11 protein-coding genes are annotated in these 13679 nt (G+C 41.5%); all 11 read right to left on the reverse strand.

Annotation, left to right across the window (positions count from 1 at the left end; genetic code table 11):
- Positions 1-11 precede the first annotated feature (11 nt).
- Positions 12-2042, reverse strand: coding sequence for a potassium-transporting ATPase subunit KdpB (gene kdpB / locus I588_RS03010; RefSeq protein WP_010757468.1), 2031 nt, complete (start codon positions 2040-2042; stop codon positions 12-14).
- Positions 2043-2055: 13 nt separating this feature from the next.
- Entirely contained in the window at positions 2056-3729 is a 1674-nt protein-coding gene (gene kdpA / locus I588_RS03015; protein ID WP_010757469.1) for a potassium-transporting ATPase subunit KdpA, read from the reverse strand.
- A gap of 360 nt (positions 3730-4089) precedes the next feature.
- Positions 4090-4857, reverse strand: coding sequence for a MurR/RpiR family transcriptional regulator (locus I588_RS03020; RefSeq protein WP_010757470.1), 768 nt, complete (start codon positions 4855-4857; stop codon positions 4090-4092).
- A gap of 121 nt (positions 4858-4978) precedes the next feature.
- Positions 4979-6316 carry a 6-phospho-alpha-glucosidase gene (locus I588_RS03025; RefSeq protein WP_010757471.1) on the reverse strand — a complete coding sequence of 446 codons (1338 nt, stop codon included), beginning with the start codon at positions 6314-6316 and terminating at the stop codon, positions 4979-4981.
- Between the two features lie 11 nt (positions 6317-6327).
- The gene (locus I588_RS03030) at positions 6328-7878 is read right to left on the reverse strand and encodes a PTS transporter subunit EIIC (RefSeq protein WP_010757472.1); all 1551 of its coding nucleotides are present in this window, start codon (positions 7876-7878) and stop codon (positions 6328-6330) included.
- A 240-nt stretch (positions 7879-8118) separates the two neighbouring features.
- Complete coding sequence (locus I588_RS03035; protein ID WP_010757473.1) at positions 8119-9063, reverse strand: LCP family glycopolymer transferase; 945 nt, start codon at positions 9061-9063, stop codon at positions 8119-8121.
- A 32-nt stretch (positions 9064-9095) separates the two neighbouring features.
- Positions 9096-10268, reverse strand: coding sequence for a nucleotide sugar dehydrogenase (locus I588_RS03040; protein WP_010757474.1), 1173 nt, complete (start codon positions 10266-10268; stop codon positions 9096-9098).
- 19 nt (positions 10269-10287) lie between these two features.
- Positions 10288-11244: a peptidoglycan bridge formation glycyltransferase FemA/FemB family protein gene (locus tag I588_RS03045; RefSeq protein ID WP_034693301.1), complete on the reverse strand. Its 957-nt coding sequence runs from the start codon at positions 11242-11244 to the stop codon at positions 10288-10290.
- 10 nt (positions 11245-11254) lie between these two features.
- Positions 11255-11719, reverse strand: coding sequence for a GNAT family N-acetyltransferase (locus I588_RS03050; RefSeq protein ID WP_010757476.1), 465 nt, complete (start codon positions 11717-11719; stop codon positions 11255-11257).
- The gene (locus tag I588_RS03055; RefSeq protein WP_010757477.1) at positions 11697-12701 is read right to left on the reverse strand and encodes a GNAT family N-acetyltransferase; all 1005 of its coding nucleotides are present in this window, start codon (positions 12699-12701) and stop codon (positions 11697-11699) included. Before I588_RS03055 ends, I588_RS03050 begins: the two co-directional genes overlap by 23 nt.
- Positions 12685-13677, reverse strand: a complete 993-nt coding sequence (locus tag I588_RS03060) for a hypothetical protein (RefSeq protein ID WP_010757478.1) — start codon at positions 13675-13677, stop codon at positions 12685-12687. Before I588_RS03060 ends, I588_RS03055 begins: the two co-directional genes overlap by 17 nt.
- Between the last annotated feature and the right edge of the window lie 2 nt (positions 13678-13679).

Genomic DNA, 13679 nt, shown 5'->3' on the forward strand with positions numbered 1-13679 from the left:
TCGTTTTCCTCCTAAAAAATAATCGCTGATAGGATCAAGTCAATTAGTTTAATAAATACAAAGGGGGCCAAAATCCCTCCCAAACCATACACCAGCAAATTATTTCGTAAAATTTGACTCGCCGGTTTTTCCTGATAGCGAACCCCCTTCAAAGCCAACGGAATCAGCGCTACAATAATCAGCGCATTATAAATGACCGCTGAAAGGATCGCCGTTAAAGGACTCCCTAAATGCATCAAATTCAATTGATTCAATTCTGGATAGATCCCATAAAACAAAACCGGAATGACGGCAAAGTATTTGGCGATATCGTTAGAAATACTAAAGGTAGTCAACGCACCGCGAGTCATCAAAAGCTGCTTACCAATTTGTACCACAGCCAACAATTTCGTGGGACTGGAATCCAAATCAATCATATTCCCTGCCTCTTTAGCCGCTTGAGTCCCCGTATTCATTGCCATTGCCACATCGGCCTGAGCCAAAGCCGGCGCATCGTTTGTTCCGTCACCAGTCATGGCAACCAAGTGTCCTTTGTCCTGATAGTCACGGATCAAGTTCATTTTATTTTCCGGTGTGGCTTCCGCTAAGAAATCATCTACCCCTGCTTCAGCTGCAATCGCAGCCGCCGTCAATGGATTATCTCCAGTGATCATAATGGTTTTAATCCCCATCTTACGCATGTCGGCAAATTTTTCCTTTACGCCATTCTTAACCACGTCCTTCAGATAGACAACGCCTAAAACTTGATCGTTCTTTACTACCACTAAGGGTGTTCCACCAGCTCTGGCAATATTATCCACGATCTCGTCACAAGCCGCTGGATAATGACTGCCCTTTTCTTCAACATATTTTTTCATTGTATCGGCAGCACCTTTACGAATTTCGTCGCCCCGATAGTCGATTCCGCTCATCCGCGTTTTGGCACTAAAATCAATAAAGCGTACTTCCGATTTCTGAAATTCTCTTTGGCGAATATTGAATGCTTCCTTGGCTAATATCACAATGCTTCGTCCTTCTGCCGTTTCATCGGCCAAAGAAGAAAGCTGCGCTGCGTCGGCTAATTGTTCTTCAGTGACCCCCGGAACCGGTAAAAATTCACTGGCCCGACGATTTCCCAACGTGATTGTCCCCGTTTTATCCAGCAGCAATACATCTACGTCTCCTGCCGCCTCAATTGCGCGACCGCTCATGGCAATCACATTTTCCTTAGTCAAACGACTCATTCCGGCAATCCCGATAGAAGAAATCAAGGCGCCAATAGTCGTCGGTGCCAAACAAATCAATAAGGCAATTACGATGACACTGGAAATCACTTCACCTTGACCGGAAAGCTGACTGCTGAAATCGGTAAAAGGAACCAAGGTAACGGCTACCGTTAAGAAAATAATCGTTAAGGTAATCAAAAAGATTTGCAGCCCAATTTCATTGGGTGTTTTTTTTCGCTGAGTTCCTTCTACCATAGCAATCATCTTATCTAAAAAGGATTGACCATTTTCCGAAGTCACCCGAATCACTAAATAGTCAGAAACCACCGTGGTTCCACCGGTAACAGCACTGCGGTCGCCGCCGGATTCACGAATAACCGGAGCCGATTCACCGGTAATCGCACTTTCATCTACGGATGCTGCCCCCTCAATTACATCCCCATCCGCGGGAATTTGTTCTCCTGATTGCACGTAAACCAAGTCGCCCTTTTTTAAATCAGAAGAGCGAATTTCGGTAAAGTCCTCAGCTGCAATGTCCGCCAAGGAATCAATTTTATACGTCATGACTTCCTTTTTGGCCTGCTTCAAACTATCTGCCTGAGCCTTGCCTCGTCCTTCTGCGACTGCTTCAGCGAAATTGGCAAAAAGCAGGGTCAGCCATAAAAAGATCGTAATCGAAATGCTGAACCACATCGGAACACCAGTATCAGTGAAACACAAACCAGTAGTCAGCAGCGCACCAATATAAACGACAAACATGACTGGATTTTTTATTTGCTGGCGCGGATCAAGCTTTTTAAAGGCCTGCCCGATCGCCCATTGATAGATTTTTTTCATCTTATTCACTCCGTTATATCCTAAAGTATTCAGCAATTGGGCCTAGTGCCATTGCTGGCAGAAAGCTTAAAGCACCCACCACAAAAATCACAATAATCAGCATCGTTACAAACGTTGGGCTGCTGGTTGACAGCGTTCCTTCACTTAACGCCGACTTTTTCTTGCTGCCCATATTTTCAGCCAGCAACAAAATGACAAGCATCGGCAGATAACGTGAAAGGGTCATTAACAAGCTGCCTAACAGATTTATAAATGGTGTATCCGCTGCTAAACCGGCGAAGGCACTCCCATTATTGTTGGCTAAAGAAGTTGCACCGTACAACAATTCACTAAAAGCATGAGGACCACTGTTGGTCAGCCAGCTCATCACGTCTGGATGAAGCACTAACGCCATCGCCCCAAACAACGTCAATAATAACGGGGTAAGAATAACCACACTGGCCATTTTAATATCAAAGGCTTCAATTTTCTTGCCTAAATATTCTGGCGTACGTCCCACCAGCAAGCCGGCGATAAACACTGCCAACAGCAGGAAGGCCATCATTCCATATAAGCCGCTGCCGACACCGCCAAAGATTATTTCTCCTAGCTGCATCAGAAAGAGCGGAATTGCGCCACCTAAAGGCGTGAAGCTGTCCAACATGGCATTAACTGACCCGTTAGAAGCAGCTGTCGTGCTAATTGCCCACAAGCTAGACCAGCCAATTCCAAAACGAACTTCCTTGCCCTCCATATTCATAGCACCTACTACATTTGCCAGCTGCGGACCATAATACTCATTCACCACAACTCCTACAAAGGCTAACGAAACAAAGAATAGAGAAGCAATCAAAATGGTTCGTCCTTGCTTCCAATCCTTCACCCAAAAACCAAAGGCAAAAATCAACGCCGCTGGAATTAATAAAATCGCTAAATTCTCAAAGAAATTCGCTAAAATAGTTGGATTTTCAAAAGGATGGGCGGCATTGGCTCCAAAAAAGCCACCACCGTTGGTTCCCAGCTGCTTAATCGCAACCTGACTAGCGACTGGTCCCAAATACAACCACAAGGATTTTCCTTCCAATCCTTGGTAGGCTGTACCATTACTAAATGTCTGCACACTGCCCTGTGAAATCAACACAATTGCCAATATAAAAGCCAGCGGCAGCAAAATGTAAACTAAGCTGCGGGTCAAATCCTGCCAAAAATTACCAATCATCCGTTTTTGCTTCTGACTAATTCCCCGAATCAATGCACAAGCAACTGAAAGTCCAATGCCGGCTGAAACAAAATTCTGAACCGTCAAACCAAATATTTGGGAGAAATGTGACAGTGTCGTTTCTCCAGCATAGGCCTGCCAGTTAGTATTGGTTACGAAACTTACTGCCGTATTCAAAGCCAAATCAAAGGGCAGGTTAACAACCTTCTCGCCGCCTGGCAGCCATTGCTGAGTCATTAACAGCAGCAGCAAAACCACTAACGAAGAAAAACTCAGTAACAGTACATGAACAAAATACGTTTTCCCCCGCATTTCTTTTTTACTAACAGGTCCAATAACCTTGTAAAAAAGCCGCTCCAAAGGCTGCAAAAATCGGGCATAACGAGGGATTCGCCCTTGCATTACTTCCTTAATATACCAGCCTAACGGCAAAGCAGCCGCCAGCAAAACAAAAAAGAAAAAGATGCCTTGATAAATTAGACTGCTCATAGCTCTTCCCCCTTAAACAAAAACCAGAATAAGTAGACCATCAATAGTCCGCCGATTATTCCAAGTAGTACATTCATTGTCTTTTCCTCCATATCGACAGCCACCTGCTGCCGTAAACTAGCGGGACCTCGTCCTCCACCTCTTTATCTTAGCCAAAAAGCTATAAAGACAGTGTTAAGCTTGTTGGAATTTCTTTATATCCTCTTTATACCCGCTAATTTTCGACATCACTCGAAACAGTTTCTACCCTTAATGAAGTGGGAATTCACCGCAAAAAAATACCCAAGCGATAAGAAAGACTGCGGTGTAATCACGTTCGATCACCGAGTATATTCCAAATCGCTTGAGTAATTTTCAACTCTATTTATTTTTTCGGACATAATCCATATAGCCAAAGGCAAACGCTTCAATCAAAATGAAAAAAGAGGAGGCCGTCTGCAGCCACCAATCTTTCGGTAACGGGCTCCGGCTGGTGGAAGCATACAAATTATAATCGGCTCGTCCCGACAACCAGTTATTCTGCAGGCTAGTCACCGACACAATCACAGAGTTGCGAATCGACAATGTATTCAAAACATTTTCTAAATGGGTATTCTCGCCAGAAAGAGACAACACAAAAATGATGTCCTCATCCGTCAAACGTTCAATAATTCGTCGAAACTCATTCGACTGAGCCGAGGCGGGAATCATTTGAGCCGGTTTGCCAATTAACAAAAATAAGCGCTGCAACTCAGCAGCCTGACTTTGCTGCGTTACGCCGGTTGAAAGGATATAAATGTTGCGGCTGTTCTTGATTTTCTGATAAATTTCTTCCCACTCAGCTGCTTCAATATAGTCCATGGTCTTTTTCGCATCCTTCATAATCTGCTTGCGAAAATCCAAGTGCTGCTCCAGCGTATCTTCATGATCCTGCCATTTCAAAAAGTTGCGTAACTCACCAAATCCGGTGAAGCCTAATTTTTGGGCAAAACGAATCACCGAAGACTTGGAGGACAAGCAAGCTTTAGCAAACTCTTGGGTACTCATGTCGGGAATCTTCTTTGGATGATCCACAATATACTTGTTCATGGCTAAATCCGTTTCATTTAAGTCCGTGTAATTTTGGTTTACAATATCCGCAAAGTGCATCCTTTTTCCCTCATCTGTTTTCTTCTATTGTATAAGAAGAGCGTTTGGTGAAGCAAGCTGTTTCCCATTCACGGATTACAAAAACGAATGCCTGATTAATAAACCAGACATTCGTTTACTTCTATTTTAATTCCGGCCACCAGTCTTGATTGGCTTCAATCAATTCATCCAAAATTTCTTTCGCTACTTTAGCACTAGGAACTGTTTTTGACAAAGTCAGGGCCTGCCATAATTTTTGGTAGGATTTTTCTAAATAAGCTTGAACTACCAGCTTCTCAACGGAAACCTGTTGAGTCATCAAGCCTTTTTGGAAGTCAGGGATTTCCCCCATACATAGTGGTTCATAGCCTCGCTTGCTGACAATACATGGCACCTCTACCATGGCGTCCTTTGCCATATTGGCAATTGCACCATTATTTTCAACAATCAGCAGCATTCTTTCATAGGTATTGTAAGCCAATGCCCCAGCCAGCTGAACAATAAACTCCGCATGTTCTCCAGCTTCAATGGCGGTTCCTACCGCTGTTTGTTCTCGAGCTACCCGCTGGCATTCCGCAAAAACATTTTTCTCGCGATTCTCCATTACTTCATTGGCTCTCGTCCGCTGCGGATCGGCATGAGCTACAACATAATCGGGGTACAGATAATATTTCAAATAAGTATTGGGCACGGTATCCGGATCAACCGCATAAACATCCTTAGCTTTTTGGAAGGTGTCCATCCAGCTAGCTTCACCCAACAGAGGATTCCCTTCTTCAACCGCTGCAGCATACCCAAACTTCTTCACATGCTCCTGCAAACGCGGCATTAAATCATTTCCTTGACGATCCGTCAGCTCCGTCCACCAGCCAAAATGGTTTAAGCCATAATAACGATCCACAATTTCATTCTCATTTTTCAAGCCTAAAATGTCCGCCATTGATTTCTTAATTGCCACAGGCATATCACAAATGTTAATAATTTTTGCTTCCGGTCGCAGTCTGCGGGTTGCTTCAGCCACAATCGCTGCTGGGTTAGAATAGTTTAACATCCATGCTTTAGGTGAGTATTTTTCCATAAAGTCAATCAATTCAATTACCCCAGGAATCGAACGCATCCCATAAGCTACGCCTCCTGGTCCACAGGTTTCTTGACCAACTACACCATGACGCAACGGGATTTTTTCATCCAGCTCTCGCATCTTTAATCCACCAACCCGAATGTGAGCCATAACAAAATCCACATCAGAAAAAGCGGTCTCTGGGTCAGTTGTCGCTAAAAATGAAATATGGGGGGCCCGTTCTCTAATAATTACTTCGCAGGCCTTTGCTACAACCTCCTGACGTTCTTGATTATTGTCATAAAATTTCAACTGACGTAGAGGGAATTTATCTTGATTTTCAATTAACATCATAACGATTCCGGCAGTATACGTACTACCTCCGCCAGCAATTACTACTGATTGTGCTTCTAAACTCATTACCTTCGCTCCTATTCTTCGATTCCTAAAATTTCACACACTTTTTCTTTGAATTCCTGCACACCCATGCCAATAATGACCTGGATATTCTTGCCATTTGTTACGACTCCCTTAGATTTTGGAAGATTTTCCAGTAGATGGGTGTTAACTTTTTCTGGGTCCTTCACTGTTACTCGCAACCGGGTAAAGCAATTAGTCACCAGCTCAATGTTCCCAGCACCACCCAAACCGGAAATCACCAAATCCTCATCCTGCTCTGAAACATCGATCGCTGTTTGATCAACTAGTCCATTACCTTCCGCAACTACTGCTTCAACCACTTCACGTCCCGGTGTTTTAATGTCCAGCTTTTTAATCAGATAAACAAAGGTAACAAACCAAACCACCATCATGACTAAGCCCACGATAATCACTAAATAAAACTTGGTCACCGAAGGACTGAAAACCGAATTAGAAACAACCGTATCAATCAACCCATAAAGCATATAGGTTCTAGCACCTAAGGCCCACAGCAAGGTTTCTGAAATGGCAGTTAACAGGCTATTCACTAACCATAATAAAGGCGAAATAAACAGAAAGGTGAAATCCAACGGTTCCGTGATCCCGGCAATGGCCGCCACAAACATCGATGGCAGCATCATCCCTTTAACCTCGTCTTTTCGTTCTTTGTTGGCACAATAAATAATCGCCAAGGTAATCGCAATTGAACCGAAAATCTTAACAAAGCCAAAGGTCGCAAAACGTAATGAGGAATCTAACTGCGTAATCGTATTGGCATTCGCCATCTCCGCATAAAAAATATTCGCCGCTCCACTGTAAACCTGTCCATTAATTTCCGTTGTTCCACCAAGAGCGGTAAAACAAAACGGCATCCAAAGCAGATGATGCAAGCCTGTCGGAATCAAGAAACGATTCCCAAAAGCATAGATGAAAACACCTAGTAAGCCCGTAGTCAAAATGACATCTGATAATGACGTAATCCAGCCATTAATCACCGGCCAAACATAAGACAAAACGATCGCCAGAGCCAAGATAATTGGAACCACAATCATGAAGGTCAACCGTGAACCGCCATAAATACTCAAAATATCATGCAGCTCTTTGTTAGAAAATTTGTTATGCAGATAACCAACTAAACAACCAACAATCATTCCCAAGAAAACATTCATATCCACTACCTGAAACCCTAAAACCATTCCTTGTCCTGTTCCAAACAGCCCCATTTCGCCAGCTTCAGCCAGCATATTGTTCATAGAAAGCCAAGCATTATTCGCTGCTAGGAAAAACAAAAAAGCAATAAGGGCAATCAAGCCTGCTTCCACTTTCTTCTTTTCAGCCAATGATGAAGCAATCCCAATACAGAAAATCAACGACAGGTTGTTCAACATGCTGTCCATCATCGTTTTAATCAGCGTTCCAAAGGTTTGTAAAAAGGCTGGCATGAAGCTCAATTGTAAAATCACGGCTAAAGCGAGAAACAACCCCATTACTGCCATGAATTTCACGGGTACAATGACTGCTCGTGAAAATTTCTGCATCGCTTCTGTCACTTTTACTTTCATTCGTTCTCCTCCCAAAATTTTTCGATACGTATCTATGACTCTAATTTACCTGTCGCCGCAACCGATTACAATGGATTGCAGCGATTGTGGACTTAGGTCCAGAGGTTGAAACGTAGTTTACCGGTCATTAAAAAAAGCCCCCTAAACATTAGAGAAACAATCTAATGCTTAGCGAGCTTTGAAAGCTTTCTATATTATTAATTGAAAAGATCCAGCTTTTATCAAAGCTATTTCATTTGATTAATGATCCAAACGTTCCTTTAAATATTTTTGTGCTTGAGCCAATTCTTCAGCCGGAATTCGTTGATATGAGATATTATTTTCCATAAAGCCTTCTCCTTTTAACTGAACCCCTTCAATCGTTTGGAGAGCAGGTCGATAATCAATCAGCAATAATTTCATCTCATCAAAGGTCAAATTAGTGCTGACGTTATCTTTCATGCAGCTTAAGATATCTTGATAGTCTATCAAACCGTTAATACTAAGAATTTGTTTTGCAATCACCTGGATCAATTGTCTTTGTCTAGCTTGACGGCCATAATCCCCCTCAGGATCATCATAACGCATACGAACATATTTTAATGCTTCAGTTCCTTTTAACTTCTGTACTCCTTCAGGAAATTCTGTTCCATCATAAGTAAAGGCATTACGATTCTCGATCTCCACACCGCCAACCTGATCTACTAAGGATTCAATGCCTTCCATATTAATCGATACATAGTAATTAATAGGAATGTCCAGCAGTTTCTCAACAGAAGCCTTTGCCATCTCTGGACCTCCAAACGCATACGCATGATTCAATTTATCCATTTCACCATAACCTGCTATCTCAGTATATGTATCCCGGGGAAGACTTAATAGTACGGTTTCCTCTTTTTTAGGATCGATTACTGCTACTAAAATAGTGTCCGAGCGTCCTTGCTCGTTACGCCCTAAAGCACCAGTATCTACCCCCAAAAGTAATACACTAAACGCTTTTTTGTTTTCCTTAGATATTTTTTCGACAGAGGTTTCGTGTTCAAGCGGCCGATATATCTCTTCTGATGTTGTTTTGACATCTAAAAACACTCTAGCTGCAAAAACAAACAAGAAAAGCATTACTGACAAAAAAAGAGCAGTCAAAATGAATAAAATAGTTTTCAATCGCTTTGTTTGCTGCTTCTCTGTTCCTTGGTTCTTTGGCATCTTTCTTCCTCCTAGAATTTTGTCAGTGGCTTTTATTCATCTCGTCCAAAAATATCTCTGGTATAGAGCTTATGCTCCACATCAGCTAGTTCTTTTTCTAACCGATTAGCCACGATTAATGAAGCTCGCTGCTTAAACCTCTCAAAATCCGTTTCCACCTCGTACGGAAAAGAATGCCCTTCTTTTAACGTTGGCTCGTACACAATAAAAGGGATTCCTTGCTCTTGAATACGTCGAATAATTCCCAGAATCGAGCTGTAGCGAAAATTATCAGAATCAGCCTTCATTGTCAGTCGATAAAAGCCAACAACCTCTGGCTGCTGTTTGATAATTTGCTGGGCAATAAAATCCTTTCTGACAGCATTCGCCTCTACAATCGCCCGAATTAGTGTAGACGGAACATCTTCGTAATTAGCTAACAGCTGTTTTGTATCCTTGGGCAAACAATAGCCACCATACCCAAAAGAGGGATTGTTGTAGTGCGTGCCTATTCGACTATCCATCCCCACCCCTTCAATGATTTCCTTTGTATTTAGCTGATGCAGCTCAGCATAAGTATCCAACTCGTTAAAGTAGGCTACCCGCAAAGCTAAGTAAGAATTAGCATATAATTTGATTGCTTCCGCCTCTGACGCCCCAGTAAGCAAAATCGGTATTTCCTTTTTCCAGGCATTTTTACTAAATAGCTCAGCAACTGCTTTTCCTTGAAGCGACTTTTCCCCTACAATGATTCGTGAGGGATACAAATTGTCTTGCAGCGCACGACCCTCTCGTAAAAATTCGGGAGAAAAAATGATGCGATCTGTTTCAAATTTTTCTCTTAATTGATTCGTGTAACCAACCGGTATTGTCGACTTGATAATAAAGAACGCCTCTGGATTTATATTTAGGACCTCTGCCACGACCTGATCAATTGACGAGGTATCAAAATAATTCTTTTGTGGATCATAATCGGTTGGCGTTGCTATTAGTATATATTCAGCAGAAGCTACAGTCTGGTTAAACTGATGCGTGAAGCGAATAGATAAATCATTGCGTGTAAGGAATTCTTGAATTTTTTGGTCTTCAATCGGGGAGCGTCCCTTTTGAAGCTGTTCAATTTTTTGTTGGTTAATATCATAAGCAATAACCTGATCGTTTTGGGCCAGCAGCAAAGCGTTGGCTAAGCCTACATAACCCAATCCTAAGACAGCTATTTTTGTCATCTTATCCTCTTTTCCAAATTTAAAGCCTAGTGGTTGCCTGATAATAAGGAAATATCTCTGGAACCGTACTATTCTTTTTAGTAAACCCTTGCTTAAAACGAAACAACGAGTCTTCGGGATCACTGGTTCTCCCGCCGCCTTCATTTACACGTTGAATTCCCTTCTTATAGAAAAACGCATAGGCCTTTTGGCTAACAAGATTATTAGCATGATAGGAACTATAGGCTAAGTCACGAGCGGTCAAAAAGGAATACGCACATAAAGGCGTGTATAAATAAAGTGCAGATTCAATAATTTGATTCTCTAAATAGGCATTAAACAAAACCAAACGTTCCTGAAATTCTTCAGCTAACGTGAGGAAAAAATCTCGTTCAAAATAGTAAATTTCGGCCGCTTGATTGTGATCCATCGTTTGATAATACAATTCTAAAAAACGTTCCAAATGCTCTATTCCTTCTGTAAAAACTTCAATGCCATTCTTTCTGGCTCGTTTCATGCCTCTTCGCTTGTCCTTGCGAGAATAACTTTCCTCTAAAATTGACTCTGGAGCAGTTTCAATGAGTACAACGTCACGAACTTTTCTTTTATTCGTTTCTTTAAATAGAGGATAGTCATTGGCTAGCAATGGATGAAATCGTTCCTCAACTTTACTGACTTTAGTATTTCGACAATAATTTGCAAAAGCCTCTGTGAATTCTTTCCAAATCTCTTCTTCATTACTTGTTCCTTCAATTAAAGGACCTGTATAACCATAAACAGCCTGCAGCTGATAATCCTCAGTCGATTCGTCTAGACGACCGCGCAGAAAGGGATAAGCTACCCTTCCTGATGAACTTTCGTAAAAGAAAAGCAATGGCTCATTATGCGGATCACGAACATGAAAAGCCGAAAAATATCCCCATTCATGCGCAGCATCCCATTGACGGAAGCTGTAAACCACTTGATTCCAAGCTTCTTTTTCTTTAATTATCTTCACTGACACACCTTCATCCTTCCACTTGTTTGATCATGGTGATATTTGAGGGTGAATAGCCCATTTTATGATAAAAATGTATAGCATCATTGTCTCCATAACAATTTAACGTCAATATACTTACACCAGTCTGTCTAGCGAAACCTTCAGCAAAATCCAGTAATTGTTTTGCTAATCCGTGGCCTCGATAGTTTTCTTTTGTGAATAGAGCATCAATCTGAAGACTAGCTGCTTTGCTGTTCCATTGACTTTCTCTGGCTGGATGAAGTGAAAACCACAGAAAGGAAACCCACTCCTCCTCCATTTGCAACCCATAAAAGAATTCTGTTTCCGACGATAATGCTTCCTCAACTGTCTCTTTCATTGAGTCTTCATGAAATGTTTTAAAAAAATCAGGGTATAGCTGTTGATGCAGCCGATGAATATCCTCAAGAAAAAGCAAAATCACTGAGGAATCAGTCAAGGGTACTATTCCCATAAAAATCCCCTTCTTCCAACTCTGGCCAAAGCACTGTCTTTCCGACATAAAAAGAAACTGGCTCTTCCTGAGTGTATTTCATTTTTGAGCGCAGCATCGGATTATCTAATGCTGTGGTATTACCGCCACCAACAATCAGCTTGGGCATGTCGATTGTGTTAAAGTAATCTAGAAAATTTGCTGCACTGACAAATCCCAAATTGTATTTCCTATAATTGCGATCATTGCCCATTACAAATCCAATCCCGCTAGTTGGTGAATGTAAACTGATTGTCCCATTAATTCGTTTTCCGTCTTTGTAACAAAAAAAGAGAGTAAACAGCTCCTGCAGCTCTTCGTGAAGAAAAACAAAAAATTCTTTTTCAAAATAGAAGACCTCCTCTGCTTGATTTCGCTCCATGGTGTCATAATACAATGCTAAAAAGTCATCGATTTCTTCTATTCCTGCCTGGATAAATTGCAGATCATTTTCTTTTGCCATTCGTAGATAACGTCTGTTTTTCCGGTGTGTAGTGTGATATAGGTTTTCGAAATCTAAAGTGGTACAAACCACTAATTTACGTTTTTCATAGACTTGGCTTTCCGGAAAAAGTTTGATTTGATTTTGATAAACGGGATGAAATCGTTCCTGAATCAATACAATATTTTCATCCTCACAATACTGACGAAAGTCCTTCTCACAAGCTTGCCAAATTTTTTCAACAGAATCTCCTTCGTAAAGCGGGCCCACGTGTCCATACACCGTATCCAAATAAAAACGATTCTTGCCTTTTTCTGAATATTCTGGATGAAGGCTCAGCTTTTTTAAACAAAATGGATACGCTAAACGACCCTGTTCACATTCAAACAAAAACAACCTTGCCTCAAAGGATGGATCTCTTAAACGAAAGGCTTCATGATAACCCCACAGATGAGAAACGTCCCAAAAAGGAAAGCTCTTAATGCTTTCATTCCATTGCTTTTTCTCAGTAATAATTTTCATTTTCTTTTTCCTCTCCGGCAGACTTAACTAAAAAAGGCTGAAGCTGCTTCACTAAATAAATCATATCTTCCTTGGTATATCGCTGATCACAAGGCAATGGTAGAATATTTTGCGCGTAAAAATATGCCCAACTGCTTTTAGCTTGTGTCTTAATAACATTCGGCCACAGCGTTGGCAAATAAATTCTTTTTGCTGCTAGTTCTTTACGAATCCTTGCACCGTTCTCAACTAATAATGGATAAGAAAAAGCACCCTCCACTTCGCGATAATGCAGCCCATTAACCGCCTGCAGCTCCCGACTCAAGACAGTCATATTTTGTGTACGTTGTCCTTTAATTGCTTCATAGGGTACAGCCCGCAGCAAATTAGCTGTGAGCTTGGACATTTTTTTGATTGGATTTTTATCCAATTGCTCTTCATTTTCCTGATATTCCTGGTAGTAATTTTCAGCTGAGTCTTCAAATCTTCCCAATAGGTGGCCCATTCGTGTACGTGAAGAATCAGTTGGATAAACGTCATCAAGTCTTTGATCAATAAACAGATACGCCCCGTCAGGAACACCAAAAAATTTCCGACATGTATAGAATGTATCCACCTCAGCTACTGGAGGTTGAAAAAAAGCCTGCGTATTATCAACTATGATATTCCTATACTTTTTCTGGTAATCCTGAATTGCACGATTACTTAATTGTCCATAGTAATTCACCAAATAAAGTCCCTCGTCAACCGATAACTGCCGAGAAAATATTGGCTGCAGGTGACGATCGATTGGATAAAAACTGACCGCAACTCCTGAGGCGGACAAAACCTCTGCGACACAATCGCATAAATAATCAGGCAAATAAATCCGAGTATACTTTCGAGCCTTAACGATATAAAGTAAACAGCTTCTTGCTTTATCTAAAGCAACTGCATTCAGGTAATAGTCTGTTCCTTCAAATGTTTCCAAACCAAAATATCCGCCAATTTCTCTCATAG

Origin of the sequence: Enterococcus pallens ATCC BAA-351, from assembly GCF_000407485.1 — a bacterium.
Taxonomy (GTDB): domain Bacteria; phylum Bacillota; class Bacilli; order Lactobacillales; family Enterococcaceae; genus Enterococcus_A; species Enterococcus_A pallens.

Excerpts from the sequence above, each read along its gene's own strand:
- kdpB (WP_010757468.1), bottom strand. The coding sequence starts at position 2,042 with ATGAAAAAAATCTATCAATGGGCGATCGGGCAGGCCTTTAAAAAGCTT.
- kdpA (WP_010757469.1), bottom strand. The coding sequence starts at position 3,729 with ATGAGCAGTCTAATTTATCAAGGCATCTTTTTCTTTTTTGTTTTGCTG.
- I588_RS03020 (WP_010757470.1), bottom strand. The coding sequence starts at position 4,857 with ATGCACTTTGCGGATATTGTAAACCAAAATTACACGGACTTAAATGAA.
- I588_RS03025 (WP_010757471.1), bottom strand. The coding sequence starts at position 6,316 with ATGAGTTTAGAAGCACAATCAGTAGTAATTGCTGGCGGAGGTAGTACG.
- I588_RS03030 (WP_010757472.1), bottom strand. The coding sequence starts at position 7,878 with ATGAAAGTAAAAGTGACAGAAGCGATGCAGAAATTTTCACGAGCAGTC.
- I588_RS03035 (WP_010757473.1), bottom strand. The coding sequence starts at position 9,063 with ATGCCAAAGAACCAAGGAACAGAGAAGCAGCAAACAAAGCGATTGAAA.
- I588_RS03040 (WP_010757474.1), bottom strand. The coding sequence starts at position 10,268 with ATGACAAAAATAGCTGTCTTAGGATTGGGTTATGTAGGCTTAGCCAAC.
- I588_RS03050 (WP_010757476.1), bottom strand. The coding sequence starts at position 11,719 with ATGGGAATAGTACCCTTGACTGATTCCTCAGTGATTTTGCTTTTTCTT.
- I588_RS03055 (WP_010757477.1), bottom strand. The coding sequence starts at position 12,701 with ATGAAAATTATTACTGAGAAAAAGCAATGGAATGAAAGCATTAAGAGC.
- I588_RS03060 (WP_010757478.1), bottom strand. The coding sequence starts at position 13,677 with ATGAGAGAAATTGGCGGATATTTTGGTTTGGAAACATTTGAAGGAACA.